Here is a 25,244-nt window from a genome sequence, read left to right on the forward strand (position 1 = left end):
GAAGGGACGTTGAAGACGACGACGTTGATAGGCCGGGTGTGTAAGCGCAGCGATGCGTTGAGCTAACCGGTACTAATGACCCGTGAGGCTTAACCTTACAACGCCAGAGGCGTTTTTGAGAGACGCGATTTTCAGTTTGTGACGGATACGTCTGCGCGGCCCCTGTGGCGGCGCGGAAAACAGAATCTGCCTGGCGGCTTTAGCGCGGTGGTCCCACCTGACCCCATGCCGAACTCAGAAGTGAAACGCCGTAGCGCCGATGGTAGTGTGGGGCCTCCCCATGCGAGAGTAGGGAACTGCCAGGCATCAAATTTAGTGTGCTGATATGGCTCAGTTGGTAGAGCGCACCCTTGGTAAGGGTGAGGTCCCCAGTTCGACTCTGGGTATCAGCACCAGTTAAGACACGAGTTCGGTAAAGAAAAGAATTTGCCTGGCGGCTGTAGCGCGGTGGTCCCACCTGACCCCATGCCGAACTCAGAAGTGAAACGCCGTAGCGCCGATGGTAGTGTGGGGTCTCCCCATGCGAGAGTAGGGAACTGCCAGGCATCAAATAAGAGAGAGCCCTTCGCGTATGCGAAGGGCTTTTTTCGTTGTGGCTGCAGAAAATGGAGCAGCGCCTTTTCCGGTTATCAATAGTGATAGAAAAAGCGTAGTCGCCTCAGCCTGTGCTCCTGTGCTCCTGTGCTACCCAGCCCCAGCCCCAGCCCCAGCCCCAGCCCCAGTCCCAGTCCGTACCCCTTTGTTGACCTTTATACGGGCCATAAAAAACCCGGCACCAGGCCGGGTTGGAAACAACGAGCAGTAGTGCCGGTCAGTGAATAACCTGAGACAAGAACGCCCGGGTCCGCTCCGATTTAGGATTCGCAAAGAACTCCTGTGGCGGAGCCATTTCAACGATCTCACCGCGATCCATAAAGATCACCCGGTCCGCAACGGTGCGGGCAAAGCCCATCTCATGCGTCACGCACAGCATGGTCATCCCATCCTCTGCCAGACCAATCATGGTATCCAGTACCTCTTTTACCATCTCCGGATCAAGCGCCGAGGTTGGCTCATCAAACAGCATAATTTTTGGCTTCATACAGAGTGAACGGGCAATAGCAACGCGCTGCTGCTGACCACCCGAAAGCTGACCGGGGAATTTATGGGCATGTTCCGCAATGCGCACGCGTTGCAGATAGTGCATGGCCAGCTCATCGGCTTCTTTTTTAGGTATCTTTCTCACCCACGTCGGGGCCAGTGTGCAGTTTTGCAGGACCGTCAGATGCGGAAACAGATTAAAGTGCTGAAAGACCATTCCTACTTCAGTGCGCACGCGTTCAATGTTACGGATGTCATCGTTAAGGTGAATACCGTCAACAACAATACGTCCCTGCTGATGCTCTTCCAGATGGTTAATACAGCGGATCGTGGTCGATTTGCCGGAACCAGAAGGTCCGCAAAGCACAATGCGTTCACGCGGCTTAACCTGCAGGTTAATGTCTTTCAGTACATGGAATTGCCCGTACCATTTATTCACGTTCTCAAGCGAAATCATCAACGCGTCGGAAGAGTGTGTCATAGAGTCAGTCATGTAAAACCTCAGTGCGATGTACGCCCGGTGTGAAAGCGCTTTTCCAGATACTGGCTGTAGCGCGACATGCTAAAACAGAAGATCCAATAGACCAGTGCAGCGAAGACGTAGCCTTCGGTCGACATGCCCAGCCAGGTGGGGTCCACCGTGGCCTGCTGAACGCTGCTGAACAGATCGAAAAGACCGATGATGATGACCAGGCTGGTATCTTTAAACAGAGCGATGATGGTATTTACCAGCCCGGGGATGGTGAGCTTCAGTGCCTGTGGCAGGATCACCAGCATCTGGGTTTTCCAGTAACCCAGCGCCAGAGACTCAGCCGCTTCATACTGACCTTTCGGCAACGCCTGCAATCCCCCGCGTACCACTTCCGCTACATAGGCGGACTGAAACAGAATGACGCCAACCAGGGCGCGCACCAGCTTATCGATGGTGGTGCCTTCAGACATAAACAGCGGCAGCATCACCGACGACATAAACAGTACGGTAATCAGCGGCACGCCGCGCCAGAACTCAATAAAGATAACCGACAGCGTGCGCACCACAGGCATACGGGAGCGACGGCCAAGAGCCAGCAGAATCCCCAGCGGCAGTGCGCCCGCAATCCCAACCGATGCAATAATCAGCGTCAGCGTTAATCCACCCCACTGACGTGTCTCAACGCGCTCCAGGCCCAGATAGCCGCCATACAGCAGAAACCAGACAATCACCGGATAGATGACGGCCCAGGCAGCAATATAGCGCCCGCGGAAGGGCAGGCTCTTCAGGAACATCGGCACAATCGACACCAGGCCAATGATCAGCGCCAGATTGATACGCCAGCGCAACTCATGCGGATAGAGGCCATACATGAACTGACCGAAACGGGCATGGATAAAGACCCAGCAGGCGCCCTCTTTCGTACAATCGGCGCGGGTAGAGCCGATCCAGTTAGCCTGAAAGACCAGCCAGTTCAGCGCAGGCGGGATCACATGCCAGATTATCCAGATGCACAACAGCGTCAGTAACGTGTTAAACCAGCTGGAAAAGAGATTTTTACGCGCCCAAAGCCAGGCGCGACTGACCGGCGTCGTCGGGACGGGGGTCGTTTCATGCGTAGTTACAGACATAGTCATCCCGTTCTCTTAACGCTCAACCAGCGCAATTTTGCGGTTGTAGACGTTCATAAGCAGTGATATCAGCAGGCTGATGATCAGGTACACGCCCATCGTAATAGCAATCGTTTCGATGGCCTGGCCGGTCTGGTTCAGGACCGAGCCGGCAAACAGCGACACCATATCGGGATATCCGATAGCCGCGGCCAGTGAGGAGTTCTTCACGATGTTCAGGTACTGACTGGTCAGCGGGGGAATAATCACGCGCATGGCCTGAGGAATGATCACCTGGCGCAGCGTCACCGGATTCGGCAGACCCAGCGAACGTGCGGCTTCGTGCTGACCGTGCGGTACCGACTGGATGCCGGAGCGAATCACTTCCGCAATAAACGACGAGGTATAGATCGACAGGGCCAGCGTCAGTGCCGCCAGCTCCGGGATCATTACCGAGCCACCACGGAAATTGAATCCGCGCAGCTGCGGCACATCCCAGTGCGTTGCGGCGCCAAACCCAAGATGCGCCAGAACCGGAAAAAGAATCAGCATCGCAACGGCGGCAGGCCAGGTGCGACGTAACTCGCCGGTTTTCAGCTGATGCTGACGGTTGAAGCGGTAGAGACCATAGCTGATGGCTACGGCCAGAAGCAGCGCGATAACAAACGGCCAGCTCCCTAGAGCATAGGTCGGCCACGGCACATAGAGCCCGCGATTACTGACATAGGCCAGGTCAAACGCATTCAGCGCCTGCCGTGGGCCAGGCAGATTGCGCAATACCGCAAAGTACCAGAAGAAGATCTGCAGCAGTGGCGGGATATTACGGAAGGTTTCGATATAGATGGTCGAGAGTTTCCGCAGCAGCCAGTTGTCAGAAAGGCGGGATAATCCCACCGCGAATCCGAGAATGGAGGCGAAAACGATACAGAGTGCCGAGACCAGCAGTGTGTTGGTTAAGCCAACCAGAAACACGCGCGCGTAGGTATCGTCCTCGGTGTACTCAATCAGATGCTGAACGATACCGAAACCGGCAGTGCGCTCGAGAAAGCCAAATCCTGATGTAATGCCGCGGTTGGCAAGGTTGATAATGGTGTTATGCACCAGATAACCCACCACACCAAGCACTGCGATAACGGCAATGAACTGATAAATCCAGGCGCGAACCGTGGGATTACCAAATGAAAAATCCCTTTTCACGGTTGGGCGTTGTGACATGTTGAAACCTCAGTAACGAAAGCTGTGGCAGGGCACCGCAGAAGGCGGTGCCCGATTGGCGAGGTCTGTTAACGTACCGGCGGAGCGTACTGAATACCGCCCTGGTTCCACAGCGCGTTCTGACCGCGTGCGATCTTCAGAGCACTGTCTTTACCGACGTTACGATCAAAGCTTTCCTGATAGTTGCCCACCTGCTTGATGATGTTGTAGGCCCACTTATTATCCAGCTTCAGATCTTTACCAAAGTCACCCTCAGCACCCAGCAGATGCGCCATATCTGGCGTGGTCGGCTTGGCTGTCATCTGATCAACATTCTTCGAGTTGATACCCATCTCTTCCGCATTCAGCATAGCGAAGAGCGACCATTTCACGATGGTGAACCAGTCATCATCACCACGACGCACCAGTGGCCCCAGGGGTTCTTTGGAGATCACTTCTGGCAGCACAATAAATTCATCTGGTTTGCCCAGCTTAATGCGCAGTGCGTAAAGCTGAGACTGGTCAGAAGCCAGGGTATCACAGCGGCCGCTGTCCAGTGCTTTGGCTGATTCATCTGAACGGTCGAAGGTGACCGGCGTGTACTGCATTTTGTTGGCTTTAAAGAAGTCCGCGACGTTCAGCTCGGTATCGGTGCCTGCCTGAATACAGACGGTCGCGCCATCCAGCTCTTTCGCACTTTTCAGGCCCGCTTTCTGGTGAGTCAGGAAGCCGATGCCGTCGTAGTAGTTCACGCCCGCAAACAGGAAGCCCATGCCGCCATCACGCGAGGAGGTCCAGGTGGTATTACGAGAAAGCACATCCACTTCGCCTGACTGCAGCGCGGTGAAACGCTCTTTCGCGGTCAGTGGGGTGTATTTCACTTTGGTTGCATCGCCAAACACAGCAGCAGCCGTTGCCCGACACACATCCACATCGATACCGGTGAACTTGCCGCTGGCATCCGCATAGGAGAAGCCCGGCAAGCCGTCACTGATCCCACATTGAATAAAACCTTTTTTCTTAATTGCATCCAGTGTGGCGCCGGCGTGTGCTTGCTGAGTAACGGCAACCAGCGAGGCGGCAGCGATCAGCGTAGAGAGCATCATCTTTTTCATAAAGCATCCTGTGTGGCGGGATCGTATTGTTATGTTTGCGCACTTTAGTGTGCGTTTTCCTGTCTGTGGCGGTCAGCCATTCACGACACTGCAAAGCTGATGCCAGGTTTGCAGGAGCCTGAATTTGTATGAAAGAACGGTTAATAATCGGAAGCACTTAGAAAGTTCCGCCAATATGGCGCACCAAAAGGAAGCAAAGCGAGTCGACCCGATCACATTTAGTGCAAATAGTTTCACTATATGGAAGCAATGTGAGCCTTCGCGCAGGCAGGCATGTATGAAGGAGACACGTTACTTTTTTAATGCGCGTAAAGTCACACACCCGGAGCGGAAGGGCGCTGTCAGGGGGCAGGGCATTCAGATCAGCCTGTAATTCCGGCTGGCAGGAGGAAGAAGAGAGGGCGAAATATCACGTCTGCGATTGCAACTATAGTTACCATATGAGAGGCAACTGTTTCATCCCTGAGGTCACCGCTTTGTGCCATACCGCACAAATAAAAACGCCAGCCCGAAGGCTGGCGTGATTAACAGACAGAACTCAGAATCAGTTCATGCCGTATTTTTTCAATTTCTTACGCAGCGTACCGCGGTTGATACCCATCATCAGGGCAGCGCGGGTCTGGTTGCCACGGGTATACTGCATCACCATGTCCAACAGAGGCTGCTCGACTTCAGCCAAAACCAGCTCATACAGGTCGCTCACATCCTGACCATTCAGTTGAGCAAAATAGTTCTTCAGTGCCTGTTTAACCGAATCACGCAAAGGTTTTTGAGTTACCTGATCCTGTGAGTTAACGGTAGAAACGGTCAGTACGTCAGAATTTACGCGTTGTTCGAACATAGTTCTTTCAGCTCTTTATTTCGTTACGCAAGATTTTCGAAGTATGCCTCCAACGCCTCCAGCTGTTCGCTGGCATCCTCAATGGCGTTGAATGTGCGCCGAAACTGGTCATTCGGGGCGTGCTCCTGCAGATACCAGGAGACGTGCTTTCGCGCTATACGGTATCCCTTGCCTGAACCGTAAAAGTCGTGCAGCTCACGTATATGCGAAACAAGCAAGCGCTTGACCTCTGCCAGTGGCAGCGGAGCAAGCAGCTCCCCAGTGTCCAGATAATGCTGGATTTCCCGGAAGATCCACGGTCTTCCCTGAGCAGCGCGTCCTATCATCAGAGCATCGGCCCCTGTATAGTCGAGCACCGCTCTGGCTTTATGCGGGTCAGTTATGTCTCCATTCGCGATAATCGGAATGGAAACACTCTGCTTAACTGTCCGAATGCTGTCATATTCAGCTTCTCCGTTGAACAGGCAGGCACGAGTGCGGCCATGTATCGTCAGAGCCTGTATACCGCAGCGTTCAGCCAATTGGGCAATCGCGACACAGTTCCTGTTTTCAGGATCCCAGCCAGTACGAATTTTCAGCGTAACCGGCACGTTCACTGCATTAACCACTGCGGAGAGAATGGACTCCACCACGGCGGGATATTGCAGTAAGGCTGACCCCGCCATTTTGCGGTTAACCTTCTTGGCAGGGCATCCCATATTAATGTCGATAACCTGTGCACCAGCCTCGACATTAATGCGTGCAGCTTGCGCCATTTCGCTGGGATCGCAACCGGCAATCTGCACGGCGCGAATGCCTGGCTCATCACTGTGAACCATGCGCAAACGAGATTTGTCACTGGCCCAGACTTCGGGGTTCGAAGACAACATCTCAGAAACTGCCATACCTGCGCCCATTTCGTGACACAGCGTCCTGAATGGCCTGTCGGTAATACCGGCCATAGGCGCCGCAATCAGTCGATTTCTCAGCTGGAGGTTTCCAATACGCATGAAGTCAGAATGGCCATACTGTGTCTGCAAGGCGGCGTATATTACGCATTTTTGCAGGAAGATGAAAGGCCAAACTTTGAACAATCAGCAAGAAAGATCAATGAAATCCGGGTGATGATCGGGTGTCTTTTTAATTACACCTTAATATCAATGACTTACTGATTTATGCTGAAATTGTGAACAAAAGTTTTTCCAGAAAAGTACGGCAATTCGCCAGATAAAAAACGTCACATGCCGTGATTAACGGTACAACTCTCCATGCCTGCCTGGAAAAGCCCGCAACTTACGCTGCGGGCTGGCTGATTGTGCTGTTTAGCCGCGTTGTGCCGGCTAGCGGCATCGCCGTGAGCTACGGCGGAGGCTGACTTCAGGATTTGATGCCGGTAATCCGGCACCACTCCTCTTTCACCGCAACCGGGTCAAGCGTGAACTGACTTTCATAGGCTTCGCAGACACCTTCCGCCTGACTCTCCAGCACGCCTGACAGGCCGAGGTGACCGCCAGACTTAGGCAGCACGCTGATCAGCGGTGCCAGCTCACGCAGCGGACCGGCCAGGATGTTGGCGACCACCACATCCGCCTGCAGGTTTTCAGGCTGCTGGTGGGGAAGATAGAGTGACAGACGATCGGACACGCCGTTGCGCTCAGCGTTATCGCGGCTGGCCTGAATCGCCTGCGGATCGATATCAATACCGATTGCCTGAGCCGCGCCAAGCTTAAGCGCCGCGATCGCCAGGATCCCCGAACCACAGCCAAAATCGATCACCGTTTTGCCCGTCAGATCCAGCCCGTCAAGCCAGGTAAGGCAGAGGGAGGTTGTCGGATGCGTGCCGGTGCCAAACGCCAGGCCTGGATCGAGCATGACGTTGACCGCGTCCGGATCCGGCACATCGCGCCAGCTCGGACAGATCCAGAGGCGTTCACCGAAGCGCATCGGATGGAAGTTTTCCATCCACTCGCGCTCCCAGTCTTTGTCTTCGATCTGCTCGATCCGGTGACGAAAATCGGCGCCTAACAGCGGATGCTGCGCCAGTTCGGCAGTAATCAGGCTCATATCGGTTTCAGCATCGAACAGGCCGATAACATCGGTGTCACCCCACAGGCGGGTCTCACCCGGCAGCGGCTCATAAACCGGGGTATCGTGCGTATCCTGGAAGGTCACTGAAACCGCACCGATATCCATCAGGGCATCGCTCAGCGTTTCCGCGTGTTCACCTGAGCTGTTAATTTTGATTTGAATCCACGGCATAACGTTTCTCTTTCCGTCAATGTTGCGGCGCGTCGACCGGTTGCGGCGCGCGTCCAAACAGGTTGCCCACTAAAAATGCCAGCAGGCTCAGAAGCAGGGAGGGCACGATGGGGTGAAAGCCCAGAATCTGCAGTTTCAGGCTCGCCAGAAACGCATAGCAGCCACCACCCACCACCATGCCGGTGATGGCACCTGCGGCATTGGCGCGTTCCCAGTAGAGACCGAGAACCAGCGGCCAGAGGAAGACCGCTTCAAGACCACCAAAGGCCAGCAGGTTAAGCCAGATAATCATATCGGGGGGATTCCATGCCGCGATCAGCAGCAGGAGACCCAGGGCGAAAGTAATGGTGCCAGATAACAGTCGCAGCCGCGCCTCATTTTCCATCTGGTGCGGGGCGACCCGCAGATAGAGGTCTTTGATTAGCGTCGCCGACGCCTGAAGCAGCTGGGCATTAATCGTCGACATAATGGCAGCCATGGGCGCGGCCAGAAACAGTCCGGCCGCTAACGGCGGCAGCACGGTAATCATCAGGGTCGGAATGACGCTGTCCGGCACGGTCAGATTTGGCAGTACCGCCCGGCCAAGTGCACCGGCCAGATGCATGCCCAGCATCAGCACCACCACCACAATGGTGCCCAGAATGATCGCCCGATGGACAGCCTTACTGTCCCTGTAGGAGATACAGCGCACCGCCGTGTGCGGCAACCCGATAACGCCAAAGCAGACCAGCACAATAAATGAGCTGAGGAAGGTTGGGGTGATAACCTCTCCCGGCCCCTGCGGTGAGAGCAGTGCGGGGTCGATGTCATGCAGTTTCTGAACCGCCGTGCTCAGGCCGCCCGCCTGATGAATCACCGCAAACAGCAGCAGGAAGGTGCCAATCAGCATCACAACGCCCTGCATGGCGTCGTTAAGCACGCTGGCGCGAAAGCCGCCAAACGCGGTGTAGAGGGCGATCGTTCCGCCAAAAATCAGCAGGCCGGTGTCATACGGGATACCGGCAGCGGTTTCGAGCAGCCGCGCACCGCCAATAAACTGTACCGTCATGGCGCCGATAAACGCGATCAGCAGGCTCAGACTCGCCAGCCAGATCAGCAGCGGGCTCCGATAGCGCGCATAGAGCATGTCATTCAGCGTGACCGCATTATGCTGACGCGCCAGGATGGCGAACTTTTTCCCCAGCACCCCCAGCGAAAGCCAGACAGCGGGCACCTGCACCATCGCCAGCAGCACCCAGCCCAGCCCATATTTATAGGCGGCACCGGGCCCGCCTATAAATGAGCTGGCGCTGATATAGGTCGTGGTGATGGTCATTGCCAGCACAAAACCGCCCATGGAGCGGCTGCCGAGGAAATATTCCGTCAGGAAACTGCCTTCACGCCGTTTGCGAACGGCAAATACCGACAGTGCGGCGATCAGCACCAGATAAATCAGCAGCGGCAGGATAATTTCACTGTTCATTTTTCTCCTCCAGCGGCATGTCGCGAAAAATCACTCGCACCATCAGCCAGCACAAAAAAATGAAGAACAGGGGGGCAAACAGGCAGGAGAGTTCAAACCAGCGCGGCAGACCGGTGATGCCGGTGTCATTGCCACCCAGCCAGGCGGAAAGCCCCCAGACAGCGAGCCAGAGCAGGGTGAGATAGAGCGACCAGCGCGCCTCTTTATGTGCCTGTATAAAACGAGCATCCATGATTCAACCTTAACGCCCAGCGGCAAAAGAAAAAGGCCGGATTAACCGGCCTCTGACTGACTCAGCGTTGCAATTACTTCTCGTGCAAGCCGAGTTTTTTCTCCAGATAGTGGATGTTGGTTCCACCGTGCTGGAAATTCTCGTCGGACATGATTTTCATCTGCAGGTCGACGTTGGTCTTGATACCGTCGATGATCAGTTCCGCCAGGGCATTTTTCATGCGGGCAATCGCCACGTCACGCGTTTCGCCATAGGTGATCAGCTTGCCAATCATGGAGTCATAATAAGGCGGCACGGTGTAACCGGAGTAAATGTGCGACTCCCAGCGCACGCCAAAACCGCCTGGCGCGTGGAAGCGGGTGATTTTACCCGGGCTTGGCAGGAAGGTTACCGGATCTTCGGCGTTGATACGGCACTCGACCGCATGTCCGCGAATGATCACATCATCCTGTTTGATCGACAGTGGCTGACCAGCCGCAATGCGCAGCTGCTCTTTGATCAGATCGACACCGGTGATCATCTCGGTCACCGGATGTTCCACCTGAATACGGGTGTTCATCTCGATGAAGTAGAATTCACCGTTTTCATACAGGAACTCGAAGGTACCTGCGCCGCGATAGCCAATTTCGATACAGGCTTTGGCACAGCGGTTGCCGATAAAGCTGCGCAGTTCCGGCGTAATGCCTGGCGCTGGCGCCTCTTCGACCACTTTCTGGTGACGACGCTGCATGGAGCAGTCACGTTCGCCCAGATAGATGGCGTTGCCCTGACCATCGGCCAGTACCTGAATCTCGATGTGGCGAGGATTCTCCAGATACTTCTCCATGTAAACCATGTCGTTGTTGAAAGCCGCTTTGGCTTCCGCTTTCGTCATGTTGATGGACTGTTCCAGATCTTTGTCGCTGCGCACAACGCGCATACCACGACCGCCGCCGCCGCCGGACGCTTTGATGATGACCGGATAACCAATGCGCTGAGCAAAGGCACGGTTTTTTTCCATATCATCAGTCAGCGAACCGTCAGAGCCTGGGACGGTCGGGACGCCCGCTTTCTTCATCGCGTTGATCGCAGAAACCTTGTCACCCATCAGGCGAATGGTGTCCGCTTTCGGACCGATAAAGATAAAGCCAGAGCGTTCAACCTGCTCGGCAAAATCGGCATTCTCAGAAAGGAAGCCGTAGCCTGGGTGAATCGCCACTGCGCCGGTGATCTCTGCAGCAGAGATCAGCGCCGGGATGTTGAGGTAACTTTTGACTGACTGCGCCGGGCCGATGCAGACGGTTTCGTCTGCCAGCAGCACGTGCTTCAGGTCACGGTCCGCGCTTGAGTGAACCGCAACAGTCTTGATGCCCAGTTCTTTACAGGCACGAAGAATGCGCAGCGCGATCTCACCGCGGTTAGCAATAACAATTTTATCCAGCATGATCTGCCCCGTTACTCGATGATAACCAGTGGCTCGTCAAATTCGACCGGCTGACCGCTTTCAACCAGAATGGCTTTCACCACGCCGGATTTGTCAGCTTCGATCTGGTTCATCATTTTCATGGCTTCGACGATGCACAGCGTATCGCCCGCGTTCACTTTCTGACCGACTTCCACAAAGGCTTTCGCGTCCGGGCTCGGCGTGCGGTAGAAGGTGCCTACCATCGGTGAACGCACGATGTGACCGCTGATCTCAGCCGGTGCGGCTTCGGCAACGGCTGCAACAGGGGCCACAGCGGTGGCCAGCGCAGGCTGTTGTACCGGTGCAGCGTAAGCCTGCTGCATAACCGGGTAACCTGCGTTTGCAGGTGCGCGGCTGATGCGAACGGACTCTTCACCTTCAGAGATTTCCAGCTCAGAAATGCCAGACTCTTCAACCAGTTCGATCAGTTTTTTAATTTTACGAATATCCATGAGTGGGGTTCCGTACTCAGTTTGATTAATTAGTTTGAGACAGGCGTTTTACTGCCGTTTGTAAAGCCCATGTGTAGCCGTCAGCGCCAAGCCCGCAAATCACGCCAGCAGAGACATCAGAAAGATAGGAGTGATGACGGAAGGGCTCGCGTGCATGCACATTGGAGAGATGAACCTCGATAAACGGTATTTCTACCGCTAACAGGGCATCACGCAGTGCGACACTGGTATGGGTAAACGCGGCAGGATTAATGATGATGTAATCCACATTGCCTTTGGCCTCATGAATGCGATCAATAAGCTGAAATTCAGCGTTGGTTTGCAGGTGGCTCAACTCCACATTCAGCTGGTCTGCCTGATGCGTTAAATCGTCAACGATCTGACGCAGCGTGGTATGACCATACTTCTCAGGTTCACGCGTTCCCAACAGGTTCAGGTTGGGTCCGTTTAAAAGCAGAATATGTAATTTATGCGCCATCTTGCTGCCATCTCCCGCAATCATTGAGGCATCGCGTAAAATACCTTGCGAATCTCCATTTGTCACCTTTCACGGTGAAAAAGAAGACCCGACGAGCAATAAAGCCGGGCATTATATCCGTTTCGTGTCATTTCGCAGCAAAATACTGGTCTTATCTGCGAAGATGATCGGATGTGGCCTGCGGGCCACATCTTTTATCAGAAAACAGCAGCGGAAAACAACGGGTGAGAGCCTAGCGGGGCCACCATTTGAGAAACTTTTTGTAACGCCAGGCTAACAGTATCGCAGCAAGCAGGGCGTAGATAAGTGGCTGGGGTGACAGGATTTTTACCGACCAGATATAGTGAACCGGCACCAGGATCGCGACAAGATAGACCGCGTTGTGCAGGGTTTGCCAGCGTTTTCCCAGCCTGCGCTGCGCGCGCTGAAACGAGGTCACCGCCAGGGCCAGCAGGATAAACCAGCTGATGATGCCCAGCGTGAGATAGGGACGGGAGATCAGCTCGCTGCCCAGCAGACGCAGATTGTCCACACCCAGCTCCAGCAGGTAATAGCTCAGCAGATGAAGAGAGGCCCAGACAAATGTCCAGACGCCCAGCAGGCGGCGGGTACGGATTAACAGCGGCTGCCTGCCGTAACGCGCCAGCGGTGAGACCAGCAGCGTTCCCAGCAGCAGTTTCAGCGCCATTCGTCCGGTAAAATGCTGAATATCTTTCGCCGGATCGGCACTCAGCCCCCCCTGCATCGCGGCAAAAATCAGATAAACCAGCGGCAGCAGAGCCGCCAGATGCAGGATCACCTTTAAACCGGTTATCTGTTTTAATGACAGGCGCACCACCTAGTAGTTCTCCCGTAAATCCAGACCGCGATAGAGCGAGGCGACCTGCTCGCCATAGCCATTAAACAGCAGGGTCGGCTGACGCTCGACCTTCAGGCTGCCGCCAGGGCCGATAAAACGCTCGGTGGCCTGCGACCAGCGCGGATGATTAACGTGAGGATTCACGTTGGCGTAAAAACCATACTCATCAGCGGCAATCTGGTTCCAGGTCGTCGGCGGCTGATTGCTGGTCAGCGTGATTTTTACGATCGATTTGATCCCTTTAAAGCCATATTTCCACGGCACCGTCAGGCGAATCGGTGCGCCATTCTGCGGGGGCAGCGCTTTGCCATAGACGCCGGTCGTCAGTATCGTCAGTGGATGCATCGCCTCATCCAGACGCAAACCCTCGACATAGGGATAGTTGAGACCACCGCCAATAAAGCGATCTTTCTGGCCCGGCATCTGCTCAGGATCGTAAAGCGTCTGAAAGGCGACGAAACGCGCTTTGCTGGTGGGTTCGGCCAGCGAAATCAGCTTGTTCAGTTCGAAGCCAATCCAGGGCACCACCATCGACCAGGCCTCCACGCAGCGCATGCGATAGATCCGCTGCTCCATGGCGAACCGTTTAAAGATGTCATCCATATCCAGGGTCACGGGCTTCGCCACTTCCCCATCGATGGTCAGCTTCCAGGGCTCGGTTTTCAGCGTGCCGGCATTGGCGGCCGGATCGGCCTTATCCAGACCAAACTCATAGAAGTTGTTATAGCCGGAGACCTTATCCGCCGGGGTCAGGGTCAGATCGGCCTGATACTGCGCCGGTTTAGTAAAGTCCAGCGGGCGGCCTGCCGGCGCTGGCGGGCGATCGTTTCCCTTGAACCAGCTGAGAATATCGGCGTTTGCCACGCCAGGCACGCCGATGGCCGCGGCGCTCAGCCCCAGCGTTTTCAGCACCTGGCGGCGCTTCATATTAAAGATGCTTTCCGGCGTAACGTCGGCTTCAGTCAGGCAGGGTGTACGTTTCATGGGCCTTCTCCAGACAGATTCTTATCGACCAGCATGATGACTATCGCTGATGTCGGCCACTTTCGCAGCGAAAATGTGAAATTTCCTGGCTGGGCGGGGCGATGAGAATGCACTGAAAAGTGCCGGGGTTCACGTCAGCAAGACAATCCCGACGATATACTTCGGCTTCTGGCGTCCGGGCACTGCCGTCAGCGGTAAATTATGCTATTTTGCTCGCGTTTTCGTCAGGCTGACGGTACAAGGTTGGGTGATCCGGTTATCACCGCAGTAATACAGGCACAGGGATGCGATTAACCACAAAATTATCTGCGTTTATTACCTTTCTTAGCCTGCTGGCCATGTCACTGATGCTGGCTGGCTGCGCATTCAGTTTTTTCTGGTTCAGTCATCAGCGCGTGGAACATCGGGCACAGATCCTGGCGGTCCAGGTGGATCAGGCGATGCTCACCCAGACCCCGGATCAGCTGCATACCTGGCTCACGTCGATCATGCCAATCATGAATGCGGAGCAGATTTTACTGCACAACGGCAGACAGACGCTCCTGACGCTCTCCCGTCATGAAAACCCGATGCTGGAAGATGAACCCAACCGCTTTATCCAGTTCGAGGTGCCGCTGATGCATCAGACCGGCTTACAGCTGCGGGTTGTCACCCTCGATCCTGCCAAAACCTGGCTACGCTCCATCACCGGCACCTCGACGCTGGGCATTCTGTTTACCATTATACTGGTCATGAGTCTGATGCTGCTGATGATGCATCGCTGGCTCAGCCGTCAGTGGCGTGGCATGGAGCATCTTGAAGTGCGGGCCGAGGCGATTATCAACGGCGAACGCGGCGTCATGCCGAAGCGCGGCGTGGATGAGTGGCCGCCCAGGGCGAGCCGCGCGCTGGATCTGTTGCTGGTGGATGTGCAGGAAGCCGCCGAACAGCGTGTGCGTATCGACACGCTTATCCGCACCTTTGCCGCCCAGGATGGCCGGACCGGCCTCAACAACCGACTCTTTTTCGACAATCAGCTGGCGACGCTGCTGGAAGATCAGGAAGATGTGGGCACCCACGGCGTGGTGATGATGGTGCGGCTGCCCGATCTGGATACACTGCAGGAAACGCTGGAGCCCGCGCTGGTCGACGAGTACCTCTTTAACTTCGTCAACATGCTCTCTACCTTTGTGCTGCGCTACCCAGGGGCGCTGCTGGCGCGCTATTTCCGCAGTGATTTTGCCGTGCTGCTGCCGCATCGCAGCCTTAAAGAGGCGAACAGCATTGCCGACCAGCTGATCAATGCGGTGGATTCACTGCCGCCGATGCGTCAGGTGAACCGTGATGATTTGATTCACATCGGCATCAGCGCGTGGCACAGCGGGCAGACCGTGCCGCAGGTGATGGAGAATGCCGAAATGGCCACCCGCCGCGCGGCGTTACTGGGCGGCAACAACTGGACCAACGGTGCAGGCAATCCGCAGGACGCCGGGCGGGGGAGTGTACGCTGGCGTACCCTGCTGGAGAATACGCTCAGCCGGGGTGGTCCGCGGCTCTATCACAAACCTGCCGTCAATATTGAAGGCAAGGTGCAGCACCGGGTGATGCTGACCCGCATCTTCGATGGCGACAAAGAGGTGCTGGCTGCCGAATATATGCCGCTGGTGCAGCAGCTGGGTATGGCGGATGCCTGGGATCGCCAGCTGATGACCCGCATTGCGGCCCTGTCTGAACTCTGGCCGGAAGAGACCCTGGTCATCCCGCTGACGATGTCCTCACTCCTGCAACGACCCTTTGTGCTCTGGCTGCAGAACATGCTGCTGCAGTGCCCGAAAGGACAAAGAAAACGATTTTTATTTGAACTTGCCGAGGCAGATGTCTGTCAACACATCAACCGCTTAACACCAGTATTCCGTGCGCTTAAGGCGTTTGGTTGTCGGGTGGCGGTGAATCAGGCCGGTTTAACCGTGGTGAGCAGCGCCTATATCCGGCAGCTGCCGCTGGAGCTGATCAAGCTCGATGCCGGCCTGGTGCGCAACATTGAGCGGCGCACTGAAAATCAGCTGTTTGTGCAGAGTCTGCTGGAAGTCTGTAAATCCACCGGCATTCAGGTGTTTGCCACCGGTGTTCGCACCCGATCGGAGTGGCAAACATTAGTGTCGCTGGGTATAGCAGGCGGGCAGGGTGACTTTTTTGCCCCTTCGCTTCCGGTTAACAGTAACGTGAAGAAGTATTCCCAACGTTACCGTATTTGATGAATTGCCGTCCTGATGACGGCAATTAGCGCTTTTTTGTCATGTTAAGTCTCGTCTGCACCCATAACCCGACTGCCGGAAATGTTAAATTTTATGTCGGGAATGGAAAGGCGAAAGGCGGAGAAAAGCAGGAGTGATGGCGTCTGGTCGCCATTCTGCCGATTTCTGTTACGGGTTCAGATGACTTAAACGCAATCAGGCCTCTTTTTTCACCGAAGCAGAACGTTTTTGCGCCTTGTGGCAGCTTCGTGTGGTTGGTAAAGTAAGCGGATTTTATTTTCCGCCCCCAGCTTGCAGGATTATCCCTTAGTATGTTTAAAAAATTTCGTGGCATGTTTTCCAATGACTTGTCCATTGACCTGGGTACCGCGAATACCCTGATTTACGTAAAAGGACAGGGCATCGTGCTGAACGAGCCTTCCGTGGTCGCTATTCGCCAGGATCGTGCCGGTTCGCCGAAAAGTGTCGCGGCCGTAGGTCATGACGCCAAACAGATGCTCGGCCGTACGCCAGGCAATATCGCTGCTATTCGCCCAATGAAAGATGGCGTTATCGCTGACTTTTTCGTTACCGAAAAGATGCTGCAGCACTTCATCAAGCAGGTTCACAGCAACAGCTTTATGCGTCCCAGCCCACGCGTGCTGGTCTGCGTTCCCGTCGGTGCCACCCAGGTAGAACGTCGTGCGATTCGTGAATCCGCTCAGGGCGCAGGCGCGCGTGAAGTCTTCCTGATTGAAGAGCCTATGGCTGCCGCAATCGGTGCAGGCCTGCCTGTTTCCGAAGCGACCGGTTCAATGGTAGTCGATATTGGTGGCGGTACCACAGAAGTGGCGGTGATCTCACTGAACGGCGTGGTTTACTCCTCCTCTGTCCGTATTGGTGGCGATCGCTTCGATGAAGCTATTATTAATTATGTGCGTCGTAACTACGGTTCACTGATTGGTGAAGCGACGGCAGAACGTATTAAGCATGAGATCGGTTCAGCTTATCCGGGCGATGAAGTCCGCGAAATTGAAGTGCGTGGCCGTAACCTGGCAGAAGGTGTACCGCGTGGCTTCACGCTGAACTCCAACGAAATTCTTGAAGCGCTGCAGGAGCCGTTAACCGGTATCGTTAGCGCGGTGATGGTTGCCCTTGAACAGTGTCCGCCTGAGCTGGCCTCGGATATCTCTGAGCGCGGCATGGTGCTGACCGGTGGTGGTGCGTTACTGCGCAACCTGGATCGCCTGCTGATGGAAGAGACGGGTATTCCGGTTGTGGTTGCTGAAGATCCACTGACCTGTGTGGCACGCGGTGGCGGCAAGGCGCTGGAAATGATCGACATGCACGGCGGCGATTTGTTCAGCGAAGAATAATTGCCTCAACCGGTTAAGAACGCAACGATCATGCAGGGGAGTAGCATGTGAACCGGCGAAATCTGGCCGGTACAGTGCGTTCAGCCCAGGGAAGCGCGGTGGTCAGCCGCCGCTTCCTTACCCGTTGTCGAGGATCACGCAGATTATATGAAGCCGATTTTTAGCAGGGGGCCTTCCCTGCAGTTGCGTCTTTTCCTGGCGGTTGTCGTGGCGATTGCCATCATTATCGCCGACAGTCGTGTGGGGTCTTTTACCCAAATACGCAACTATCTGGATACGTCGGTCAGTCCGTTTTACTTCCTGGCGAATGGGCCACGTCAGCTGCTGGACGGCGTCTCAGAGTCGCTGGCATCCCGTCAGCAACTGGAGCAGGAAAACAAAGCGTTACGTCGTGAGCTCTTCCTGAAAAACAGTAACCTGCTAATGCTGGGGCAATATAAGCAGGAAAACGCACGCCTGCGTGAACTGCTGGGTTCACCGCTGCGTCAGGATGAGCAAAAGATGGTGACGCAGGTGATCTCTACCGGCACCGACCCTTACACCGACCAGGTGGTGATCGACAAAGGCAGCGTAAACGGTGTCTACGAAGGTCAGCCGGTCATCAGTGATAAGGGCGTGGTGGGGCAGGTCATCGCCGTCGGGCAGTTGACCAGCCGCGTTCTGCTGATCTGTGATGCGTCCCATGCGCTGCCGATTCAGGTGCTGCGGAATGATATCCGTGTGATCGCCGCCGGTAACGGCTGCACTGAAGATCTTCAGCTTGAGCATCTGCCGGGCAACACAGACATTCGCGTCGGTGATGTGCTGGTCACCTCCGGCATCGGGGGACGTTTCCCTGAAGGTTATCCGGTGGGCGTGGTCTCCTCTGTTAAAGTGGATACCCAGCGCGCTTACACGGTGATTCAGGCGCATCCGACAGCCGGTCTGCAGCGTCTGCGCTACCTGCTGTTGCTGTGGGGAGCGGATCGCAATGGCGATATGCCGTTACCGCAGGATGAAGTGCATCGCGTCGCGAACGAGCGTCTGATGCAGATGATGCCGCAGGTGTTACCGCCTGCCGGGGAGATGGGTCCGCCTGCGCCTTCTGCACAGATGGGCCCGCCGGCCCCTTCCGGTAGCAGCAGCGGACAGAGCAGCAGCACCACGCGTTCACGCGGGGGCCAGCCTTGAGTCGATATCGCAGCCAGGGACGTTGGGTCATCTGGCTCTCTTTCCTGGTTGCGCTGATCCTGCAGATCATGCCGTGGCCGGATGAGATCTACATGTTCCGCCCCTCATGGCTGCTGCTGATTCTGATCTACTGGGTGCTGGCACTGCCGCACCGGGTCAATGTCGGCACCGGATTTATGCTCGGTGCCATCATGGATCTGATCGCCGGGTCCACACTCGGCGTGCGTGCCCTGGCGCTCAGCATCATCGCCTACCTTATCGCCTTTAAGTTCCAGTTATTCCGCAACTTAGCGTTGTGGCAGCAAGCGTTAATGGTTATGGTGCTGTCACTGGCGATGGATGTCATCGTCTTCTGGGCTGAATTCCTGGTAATCAACGTTTCATTCCGACCTGAAATTTTCTGGAGCAGTGTTGTCGACGGTATTCTCTGGCCCTGGCTATTCTTGTTAATGAGAAAAATTCGTCGTCAGTTCGCTGTTCAATAAGGAAATTTATGGTAACCCTTTATCTTGCTTCCGGTTCACCGCGTCGGCGTGAGCTGTTAATTCAGCTTGGGCTGACCTTCGAGCGCCTTGTGACGGACGTTGAAGAGCAGCGTCAGCCGGATGAAGCGGCAGAGGCCTATGTGCGCCGTCTGGCCAATGACAAAGCACAGGCTGGCGTCAGACTGGCCGCGCAGGATCTGCCGGTGCTGGGCGCCGATACCATCGTGGTGCTGAATGGCAGCGTGCTGGAGAAGCCGCGCGATGCTGAGGATGCCCGCGAGATGCTGCGCAAACTTTCCGGACAGTCGCACCAGGTGATGACGGCGGTGGCGCTGGCCGATCGTCAGCAGGCGCTGGACTGCGTGGTGACGACGGATGTGACCTTCCGCACCCTGACCGCCACCGACATCGACGACTATATTGCGACCGGCGAACCGATGGATAAAGCGGGAGCCTACGGAATCCAGGGCAGGGGCGGAAATTTTGTCCGCAAAATTAATGGAAGCTACCACGCGGTGGTCGGATTACCTTTGGTTGAGACAGCGGAGTTACTCAGCCATTTCCAGTCACTGCGTGCCGTAAGGGGTCACCATGACGGCTGAATTACTGGTTAACGTCACGCCTTCTGAAACGCGGGTTGCCTATATCGACGGCGGCATCCTTCAGGAGATTCACATTGAACGTGAGGCGCGGCGCGGCATTGTGGGCAATATTTACAAGGGACGAGTAAGCCGTGTACTGCCCGGCATGCAGGCCGCCTTTGTCGATATCGGCCTGGAAAAAGCCGCCTTTCTGCACGCCTCAGACATCATGCCGCACACCGAGTGTGTCGCGGGTGACGAAAAGAAAAATTTTGTTGTTCGCGACATCGCCGAGCTGGTGCGCCAGGGGCAGGATCTGGTGGTGCAGGTGGTCAAAGATCCGCTGGGTACCAAAGGGGCCCGGCTGACCACCGACATCACGCTGCCGTCACGTTATCTGGTCTTTATGCCGGGGGCATCGCATGTGGGTGTCTCTCAGCGCATTGAGAGTGAAAAAGAGCGCGAGCGGCTCAAAGCGGTGGTGGCAGACTACTGTGACGACCTGGGCGGCTTTATCATCCGTACCGCCGCAGAGGGGATTGGAGAAGAGGAGCTGGCGCAGGACGCCGCGTTTCTCAAGCGACTCTGGACCAAAGTCAGCGAACGCAAAAAGCGTAACCAGACCCGCTGCCTGCTCTACGGTGAGCTGGCGCTGGCGCAGCGTATTCTGCGTGATTTTGCCGGGGCCGCCCTGGATCGCATCCGGGTCGACTCCCGTCTGACCTGTGAAATGCTGGTGGAGTTTACTGCGGAATATATTCCGGAGATGGCAGGTAAGCTGGAGCTCTACAATGGCAAACAGCCTATCTTTGACCTGTTTGATGTCGAAAATGAAATTCAGCGTTCGCTGGATCGTAAGGTTGAACTGAAGTCGGGTGGCTATCTGATCATCGATCAGACCGAAGCGATGACCACCATCGACATCAACACCGGTGCCTTCGTCGGCCACCGCAATCTGGATGAGACGATCTTTAACACCAATGTGGAAGCGACGCAGGCGATTGCCCGCCAGCTGCGACTGCGTAATCTGGGTGGCATCATCATCATCGACTTCATTGATATGAATAATGAAGATCATCGGCGCCGGGTGCTGCATTCGCTGGAGAGCGCACTCAGCAAGGATCGGGTGAAAACCGGGATTAATGGTTTCTCGGCGCTGGGGCTGGTAGAGATGACGCGCAAGCGAACCCGTGAAAGCATCGAGCATATCCTCTGTCAGGACTGCCCGGTCTGTAAGGGACGCGGCACGCTGAAAACGGTTGAGACGGTCTGCTATGAGATTATGCGTGAGATTGTCCGCGTTCATCACGCCTACGATTCCGATCGCTTCCTGGTCTATGTTTCGCCGACGGTGGGGGAGGCGCTGAAAAGCGATGAGTCTCATGCCCTGGCGGAGGTCGAAATCTTTGTCGGCAAGCAGGTTAAAGTGCATGTCGAAGCGCTCTACACTCAGGAGCAGTTCGACGTTGTCATGATGTAACGCCGGCCCGCGCACTGGTTTCTCCGGCTGCCGGGCTGAAAAAACGCCCTTGTTTGGGATAAAATGCGTGTTTTACCGCTTTTGTCTGAAGACGGTCGGGTACGAGAGCCAACTATCCGTCGTTTGCGGAACACAAGGAGAGGCGTGAGTGAGGCAGTTGCCGAGGATTTTGTTACTGCTGGTCGCGGCAATCATCGTGATTGTCGCGCTGCTGGTCAGCGGATTGCGTCTGGTGATGCCGCATCTCGACAGCTATCGCAGCAACCTTCTGCAATTTATCTCCGATCGCAGCGGCGTTCCGGTCAGCGCCAGTCAGCTGCAGGGCAAATGGGAAAATTTCGGTCCCACCCTGCAGGTTCGCGATCTCAGCGTCGATCTCCACGAGAACGGCAAACTCACCATTTCACGCATCAATCTTGCCCTCGACGTCTGGCAATCCCTGCTGCACTGGCGCTGGCAGTTCCGCGACCTCACTTTCTGGCAGCTGCATCTCGACACGAATCGTCCCTTACTCGACAACGATAAAGAGAAAAACAGCTTCCGTCCGGCGCAAATCAACGAACTTTTCCTGCGGCAGTTTGACCACTTTGACCTGCGCGACAGCACCATCGGTTTCCGCACGCCGTCCGGTCAGCATGCCGAGCTGGCCATTCCGCGCCTGACCTGGCTGAATGAGAAAACCCGCCACCGGGCAGAAGGGGAAGTGAGCCTGTCGAGCTTTACCGGCCAGCACGGTGTGGTTCAGGTGCGGCTCGATCTCAACGACAGCAACGGTTTACTGAATGACGGGCGTATCTGGATGCAGGCCGACGATGTCGATGTGCGTCCGTGGCTGGGTCGCTGGATGCGCGACAATACCCGGCTCGACAGCGCCCGCTTCAGTCTGGCGGCGTGGGTGAACCTGCGCGATGGCGACATCTATGCCGGCGATCTGCTGTTGCGTCAGGGCGGTGCCAGCTGGCAGGGCGAGAGCGGACCACACCGGATTGAGGTTGACGGGCTGACCGCGCATCTGTCGCGCTTCCGGAATGGCTGGGTGGTCAATGTGCCGCAGACCCGCCTCAGCACCGACGGCCAGACCTGGCCCGCCGGTCACTTCTCCCTGCTCTGGCGTCCTGAGGATAAGCAGATATCGGGCACTGACGGCCAGCCTGAGATCCGGGTGCGCGCCACACAGCTGGTGCTGCGTCATCTTGCCCCTGTTATTCCCCTTTTCGCACCGCTCTCTCCGGCGCTGTTTGAAAACTGGCAGAAGTTACAGCCACAGGGCACCGTCGAGGGACTGGCGCTGGATATCCCGTTAGAACAGCCAGAAATGACCCGCCTGCAGGTGAAATGGCACGATTTCAGCTGGCAGCAGTGGAAGCTGCTGCCGGGCATCAGTCGGTTGAGCGGGGAGGCTCGCGGCAGTCTGAGTAATGGTCAGGTCAGTGTGGCGATGGGAACCGCCACCGTCCCCTATGGTGACATGTTCCAGGCACCGCTGGAGATTAAACGGGTCACCGGGGCGCTGCGCTGGCTGCGCGATGAACATGGCCTGACGCTGGCGGGTGAGGATCTGGATCTGCAGGCGCGCTCACTCCGGGCGCGGGGCGACTTCAGTTATCAGCAGAACCGTGGCGCGGAGCCGCGTCTTGATATTCTGGCCGGTATCCGGGTCACTGATGCAGGCGATGCCTGGCGCTATTTCCCGGTGCCGCTGATGGGCAGGGGACTCACGCACTATCTGAGCGGGGCCGTGAAGGGGGGCAAAGTCGACAACGCCACGCTGCTGTTTGCCGGTAACCCAGCGCTGTTCCCGTTTAAACACAACGATGGCATGTTCCAGGTCTGGGTGCCGCTGCGCCAGGCGACCTACGCGTTTCAGCCCAAATGGCCGGCGATCAGCAATCTGGATATCGACCTCAACTTCCTGAATGACGGACTGTGGATGCATGCCCCGGTCGCCCGGCTGGGTGACGTCGAAGCGCGCAACGTCAGCGCGGTCATCCCTGACTATCTGAAAGAGAAGCTGATCATCGATGGGGATATCCATGGCGAAGGCCCGCAGGTTGCGGACTATTTTCAGCAGACTCCGCTGAAGTCATCGCTGGGTGCCGCACTGGAGCAGCTGCAAATCACGGGCGGCGTAGGGGGGCATCTGAATCTCGATATTCCGCTGGACGGTAAGCAGGTACACGCGCGCGGCAATGTCGATCTGCATAACAACTCGCTGTATATCAAACCGTTAAAAACGACTATCGCTAACCTCTCTGGCCGCTTCCGTTACGATAACGGCAATCTGGCCAGTGAAGATTTGCAGGCGAACTGGTTTGGTCAGCCCCTGGGCGTCCGGTTCATCACCACCGAGAACCCGGATGATTTTGGCGTTAACGTCAAATTGCAGGGCGACTGGCAACCGGCCAGAATCAGCCCGATTCCGGCCGCCGTCAGTAAGCAGCTGGGCGGACATCTGCCCTGGCAGGGGAACGTCGATATCACGCTACCCCATCATGGCGGAGCGCGCTATGAAGTTGCCCTGAACGGCAATGCAAAAGAAGTGAGTAGTCGCTTACCTGCACCGCTCGACAAGAAAGCCGGTGAGACGATGCCGGTTACCATTGAGGCCAGCGGTGACCTGAACCACTTCGATCTCAGCGGCAGCGTCAGCGCAAACCACCGTTTTAACAGCCGCTGGCTGCTGGAGCCGACGCTGCGCGTGGATCGCGGCATCTGGCTGAATGATGCCCAGAAGAAACCCGGGCTGCCCGACCAGGCCGGAATGGTGCTGAATCTGCCTGCGCTGGATGGCGAAGCCTGGGTCGGGATGCTGGCAGCCGGAGGCGCGACGGGCGGCAGGTCGTCAGGTGGCGGCAGCGATTTCCAGACCGGCGGCGTGACGCTGCCCGGCAATATCACGCTGCGCAGTCCGGCGGTCACGCTGGCGGGGCAGCAGTGGCATGAGGTTGAGGCGACGCTGGCACAGCGTTCAGCCGGCAGTGGCAACGTCAGCGTCAGGGCGCAGGAGCTGCGTGGTGAGCTGTCAATGGCACCACAATCCCCGTGGCAGGTGAATCTGGATTACCTTTATTACAATCCGCAGTGGAACAGCGAGACGGCCAGAGGCAGCAAAGCGAGCACTCAGCAGGCCAGTAATATTAATTTCAGTCAGTGGCCGGCTCTGCAACTGCGCTGTAAAGAGTGCTGGGTACTGGGGCAGAAATATGGTCAGGTCTCTGCGATCCTGCAACCCAAAGGGGATACGTTAGCGCTTACTAACGGCAAGGTGGATACCGGCAGTTCACAGCTGAAAATCAGCGGGGAGTGGGTGAATCGCCCGAACGACCCGCGCACCTCGCTGAAAGGTACGCTGAAAGGTCCTAATATCAATAATGCGACCAACTGGTTTGGCGTAAATACGCCGCTGCGTGATGCGCCATTCGACATTGCCTACGACCTGCACTGGCGGTCGGCGCCGTGGCAGCCCTCCGCAGAGACGCTGAGTGGCACCCTGAAAACACACTTTGGCAAAGGCCAGATTGCGGATGTGGACACCGGCACGGCTGGCAAGATCCTGCGACTGGTGAGCTTTGATGCATTGCTGCGGAAGCTGCGCTTCGATTTCAGCGACACCTTTACCAACGCGTTCTACTTCGATTCGATTAATGGCACGGCCTGGATCGAGAATGGCGTGATGCGCACCGATAATCTGCTGGTGGACGGGCTGGAAGCTGACATCGCTATGCAGGGCAATCTCGACCTGGTGAAGCGTCAGATCGATATGGAAGCGGTGGTGGCGCCGGAGATCTCCGCCTCGGTGGGTGTCGCGACCGCCTTCGCGATTAACCCGGTGGTGGGCGCGGCGGTTTTCGCTGCCAGTAAGGTGCTGGCTCCCTTGTGGAACAGAATATCGTTGCTGCGTTATCACATCAGCGGGCCGCTGGATAAACCGGAAATCAATGAAGTGCTGCGTAAACCGCGTGAAACAGACAACAAGTGA

General features: G+C 56.2%; 21 protein-coding genes, 1 tRNA gene and 3 rRNA genes. 11 read left to right on the top strand and 14 right to left on the bottom strand.

Features of this window, described 5'->3' with window-relative positions:
- The 4 genes from FJW00_RS15300 to rrf (FJW00_RS15315) form a co-directional block, all read left to right on the top strand.
- Positions 1-97: ribosomal RNA gene (locus FJW00_RS15300) — 23S ribosomal RNA — on the top strand; the annotation flags it as partial.
- A 92-nt stretch (positions 98-189) separates the two neighbouring features.
- Positions 190-305, top strand: a 5S ribosomal RNA gene (gene rrf / locus FJW00_RS15305).
- 14 nt (positions 306-319) lie between these two features.
- A tRNA-Thr gene (locus FJW00_RS15310) sits at positions 320-395 on the top strand.
- Positions 396-429: 34 nt separating this feature from the next.
- Positions 430-545: ribosomal RNA gene (gene rrf, locus FJW00_RS15315) — 5S ribosomal RNA — on the top strand.
- A 266-nt stretch (positions 546-811) separates the two neighbouring features.
- Here the strand turns inward: rrf (FJW00_RS15315) and FJW00_RS15320 are convergent.
- The 14 genes from FJW00_RS15320 to msrP all read right to left on the bottom strand — a co-directional run bounded on the left by FJW00_RS15320 (position 812) and on the right by msrP (position 13,960).
- A complete protein-coding gene (locus FJW00_RS15320) occupies positions 812-1,573 on the bottom strand; it encodes an amino acid ABC transporter ATP-binding protein (protein WP_009087542.1) in 762 nt (253 codons plus the stop codon).
- An 8-nt stretch (positions 1,574-1,581) separates the two neighbouring features.
- A complete protein-coding gene (locus FJW00_RS15325; protein ID WP_009087540.1) occupies positions 1,582-2,682 on the bottom strand; it encodes an amino acid ABC transporter permease in 1,101 nt (366 codons plus the stop codon).
- Positions 2,683-2,697: 15 nt separating this feature from the next.
- The gene (locus FJW00_RS15330; protein WP_140924840.1) at positions 2,698-3,876 is read right to left on the bottom strand and encodes an amino acid ABC transporter permease; all 1,179 of its coding nucleotides are present in this window, start codon (positions 3,874-3,876) and stop codon (positions 2,698-2,700) included.
- A gap of 68 nt (positions 3,877-3,944) precedes the next feature.
- Positions 3,945-4,970: an amino acid ABC transporter substrate-binding protein gene (locus FJW00_RS15335; protein WP_140924842.1), complete on the bottom strand. Its 1,026-nt coding sequence runs from the start codon at positions 4,968-4,970 to the stop codon at positions 3,945-3,947.
- 544 nt (positions 4,971-5,514) lie between these two features.
- Positions 5,515-5,811, bottom strand: a complete 297-nt coding sequence (fis, locus tag FJW00_RS15340) for a DNA-binding transcriptional regulator Fis (protein WP_003855228.1) — start codon at positions 5,809-5,811, stop codon at positions 5,515-5,517.
- 23 nt (positions 5,812-5,834) lie between these two features.
- Positions 5,835-6,800, bottom strand: coding sequence for a tRNA dihydrouridine synthase DusB (gene dusB / locus FJW00_RS15345; protein WP_009087532.1), 966 nt, complete (start codon positions 6,798-6,800; stop codon positions 5,835-5,837).
- 367 nt (positions 6,801-7,167) lie between these two features.
- Positions 7,168-8,049 (bottom strand): 50S ribosomal protein L11 methyltransferase, encoded by an 882-nt coding sequence (gene prmA / locus FJW00_RS15350; protein WP_111209016.1) that lies wholly within the window; start codon positions 8,047-8,049, stop codon positions 7,168-7,170.
- Positions 8,050-8,065: 16 nt separating this feature from the next.
- A complete protein-coding gene (panF, locus tag FJW00_RS15355) occupies positions 8,066-9,511 on the bottom strand; it encodes a sodium/pantothenate symporter (protein WP_046102624.1) in 1,446 nt (481 codons plus the stop codon).
- Positions 9,501-9,743 (bottom strand): YhdT family protein, encoded by a 243-nt coding sequence (locus tag FJW00_RS15360; RefSeq protein ID WP_009087527.1) that lies wholly within the window; start codon positions 9,741-9,743, stop codon positions 9,501-9,503. The genes panF and FJW00_RS15360 overlap by 11 nt, the downstream gene beginning before the upstream one ends.
- A gap of 73 nt (positions 9,744-9,816) precedes the next feature.
- Positions 9,817-11,166 (bottom strand): acetyl-CoA carboxylase biotin carboxylase subunit, encoded by a 1,350-nt coding sequence (gene accC / locus FJW00_RS15365; RefSeq protein WP_009087525.1) that lies wholly within the window; start codon positions 11,164-11,166, stop codon positions 9,817-9,819.
- Between the two features lie 11 nt (positions 11,167-11,177).
- Entirely contained in the window at positions 11,178-11,639 is a 462-nt protein-coding gene (gene accB, locus FJW00_RS15370) for an acetyl-CoA carboxylase biotin carboxyl carrier protein (protein ID WP_009087523.1), read from the bottom strand.
- 25 nt (positions 11,640-11,664) lie between these two features.
- Complete coding sequence (gene aroQ / locus FJW00_RS15375) at positions 11,665-12,117, bottom strand: type II 3-dehydroquinate dehydratase (protein WP_009087521.1); 453 nt, start codon at positions 12,115-12,117, stop codon at positions 11,665-11,667.
- 232 nt (positions 12,118-12,349) lie between these two features.
- On the bottom strand, positions 12,350-12,952 hold the full coding sequence (gene msrQ / locus FJW00_RS15380; protein WP_140924845.1) for a protein-methionine-sulfoxide reductase heme-binding subunit MsrQ: 603 nt from the start codon (positions 12,950-12,952) through the stop codon (positions 12,350-12,352).
- Between the two features lie 3 nt (positions 12,953-12,955).
- Positions 12,956-13,960 (bottom strand): protein-methionine-sulfoxide reductase catalytic subunit MsrP, encoded by a 1,005-nt coding sequence (gene msrP / locus FJW00_RS15385; RefSeq protein ID WP_140029577.1) that lies wholly within the window; start codon positions 13,958-13,960, stop codon positions 12,956-12,958.
- Between the two features lie 284 nt (positions 13,961-14,244).
- On the opposite strand from msrP, the gene csrD reads away from it, so the two are divergent.
- The 7 genes from csrD (at position 14,245) to yhdP (ending at position 25,244) form a co-directional block, all read left to right on the top strand.
- Positions 14,245-16,194, top strand: a complete 1,950-nt coding sequence (gene csrD / locus FJW00_RS15390; protein ID WP_058956523.1) for an RNase E specificity factor CsrD — start codon at positions 14,245-14,247, stop codon at positions 16,192-16,194.
- A 311-nt stretch (positions 16,195-16,505) separates the two neighbouring features.
- Positions 16,506-17,549, top strand: a complete 1,044-nt coding sequence (gene mreB / locus FJW00_RS15395) for a rod shape-determining protein MreB (protein WP_003855260.1) — start codon at positions 16,506-16,508, stop codon at positions 17,547-17,549.
- 147 nt (positions 17,550-17,696) lie between these two features.
- Entirely contained in the window at positions 17,697-18,719 is a 1,023-nt protein-coding gene (mreC, locus tag FJW00_RS15400) for a rod shape-determining protein MreC (protein WP_009087515.1), read from the top strand.
- Complete coding sequence (gene mreD, locus FJW00_RS15405; protein ID WP_009087513.1) at positions 18,716-19,204, top strand: rod shape-determining protein MreD; 489 nt, start codon at positions 18,716-18,718, stop codon at positions 19,202-19,204. Before mreC ends, mreD begins: the two co-directional genes overlap by 4 nt.
- 8 nt (positions 19,205-19,212) lie before the next feature.
- Entirely contained in the window at positions 19,213-19,806 is a 594-nt protein-coding gene (locus FJW00_RS15410; RefSeq protein ID WP_140924847.1) for a Maf family protein, read from the top strand.
- Entirely contained in the window at positions 19,796-21,265 is a 1,470-nt protein-coding gene (gene rng, locus FJW00_RS15415; RefSeq protein WP_009087509.1) for a ribonuclease G, read from the top strand. Before FJW00_RS15410 ends, rng begins: the two co-directional genes overlap by 11 nt.
- Positions 21,266-21,413: 148 nt before the next feature.
- Positions 21,414-25,244 carry an AsmA2 domain-containing protein YhdP gene (gene yhdP, locus FJW00_RS15420; protein WP_140924849.1) on the top strand — a complete coding sequence of 1,277 codons (3,831 nt, stop codon included), beginning with the start codon at positions 21,414-21,416 and terminating at the stop codon, positions 25,242-25,244.

It is taken from the genome of Pantoea anthophila, from assembly GCF_006494375.1.
GTDB lineage: Bacteria > Pseudomonadota > Gammaproteobacteria > Enterobacterales > Enterobacteriaceae > Pantoea > Pantoea anthophila.

Bases quoted from the DNA above. Each gene is read 5' to 3' on its own strand.
- dusB (WP_009087532.1), bottom strand. From the start codon at position 6,800: ATGCGTATTGGAAACCTCCAGCTGAGAAATCGACTGATTGCGGCGCCT.
- FJW00_RS15320 (WP_009087542.1), bottom strand. From the start codon at position 1,573: ATGACTGACTCTATGACACACTCTTCCGACGCGTTGATGATTTCGCTT.
- aroQ (WP_009087521.1), bottom strand. From the start codon at position 12,117: ATGGCGCATAAATTACATATTCTGCTTTTAAACGGACCCAACCTGAAC.
- FJW00_RS15325 (WP_009087540.1), bottom strand. From the start codon at position 2,682: ATGTCTGTAACTACGCATGAAACGACCCCCGTCCCGACGACGCCGGTC.
- accB (WP_009087523.1), bottom strand. From the start codon at position 11,639: ATGGATATTCGTAAAATTAAAAAACTGATCGAACTGGTTGAAGAGTCT.
- FJW00_RS15410 (WP_140924847.1), top strand. From the start codon at position 19,213: ATGGTAACCCTTTATCTTGCTTCCGGTTCACCGCGTCGGCGTGAGCTG.
- FJW00_RS15335 (WP_140924842.1), bottom strand. From the start codon at position 4,970: ATGAAAAAGATGATGCTCTCTACGCTGATCGCTGCCGCCTCGCTGGTT.
- FJW00_RS15330 (WP_140924840.1), bottom strand. From the start codon at position 3,876: ATGTCACAACGCCCAACCGTGAAAAGGGATTTTTCATTTGGTAATCCC.
- mreB (WP_003855260.1), top strand. From the start codon at position 16,506: ATGTTTAAAAAATTTCGTGGCATGTTTTCCAATGACTTGTCCATTGAC.
- rng (WP_009087509.1), top strand. From the start codon at position 19,796: ATGACGGCTGAATTACTGGTTAACGTCACGCCTTCTGAAACGCGGGTT.
- prmA (WP_111209016.1), bottom strand. From the start codon at position 8,049: ATGCCGTGGATTCAAATCAAAATTAACAGCTCAGGTGAACACGCGGAA.
- fis (WP_003855228.1), bottom strand. From the start codon at position 5,811: ATGTTCGAACAACGCGTAAATTCTGACGTACTGACCGTTTCTACCGTT.
- panF (WP_046102624.1), bottom strand. From the start codon at position 9,511: ATGAACAGTGAAATTATCCTGCCGCTGCTGATTTATCTGGTGCTGATC.
- accC (WP_009087525.1), bottom strand. From the start codon at position 11,166: ATGCTGGATAAAATTGTTATTGCTAACCGCGGTGAGATCGCGCTGCGC.
- csrD (WP_058956523.1), top strand. From the start codon at position 14,245: ATGCGATTAACCACAAAATTATCTGCGTTTATTACCTTTCTTAGCCTG.
- msrP (WP_140029577.1), bottom strand. From the start codon at position 13,960: ATGAAACGTACACCCTGCCTGACTGAAGCCGACGTTACGCCGGAAAGC.
- mreC (WP_009087515.1), top strand. From the start codon at position 17,697: ATGAAGCCGATTTTTAGCAGGGGGCCTTCCCTGCAGTTGCGTCTTTTC.
- FJW00_RS15360 (WP_009087527.1), bottom strand. From the start codon at position 9,743: ATGGATGCTCGTTTTATACAGGCACATAAAGAGGCGCGCTGGTCGCTC.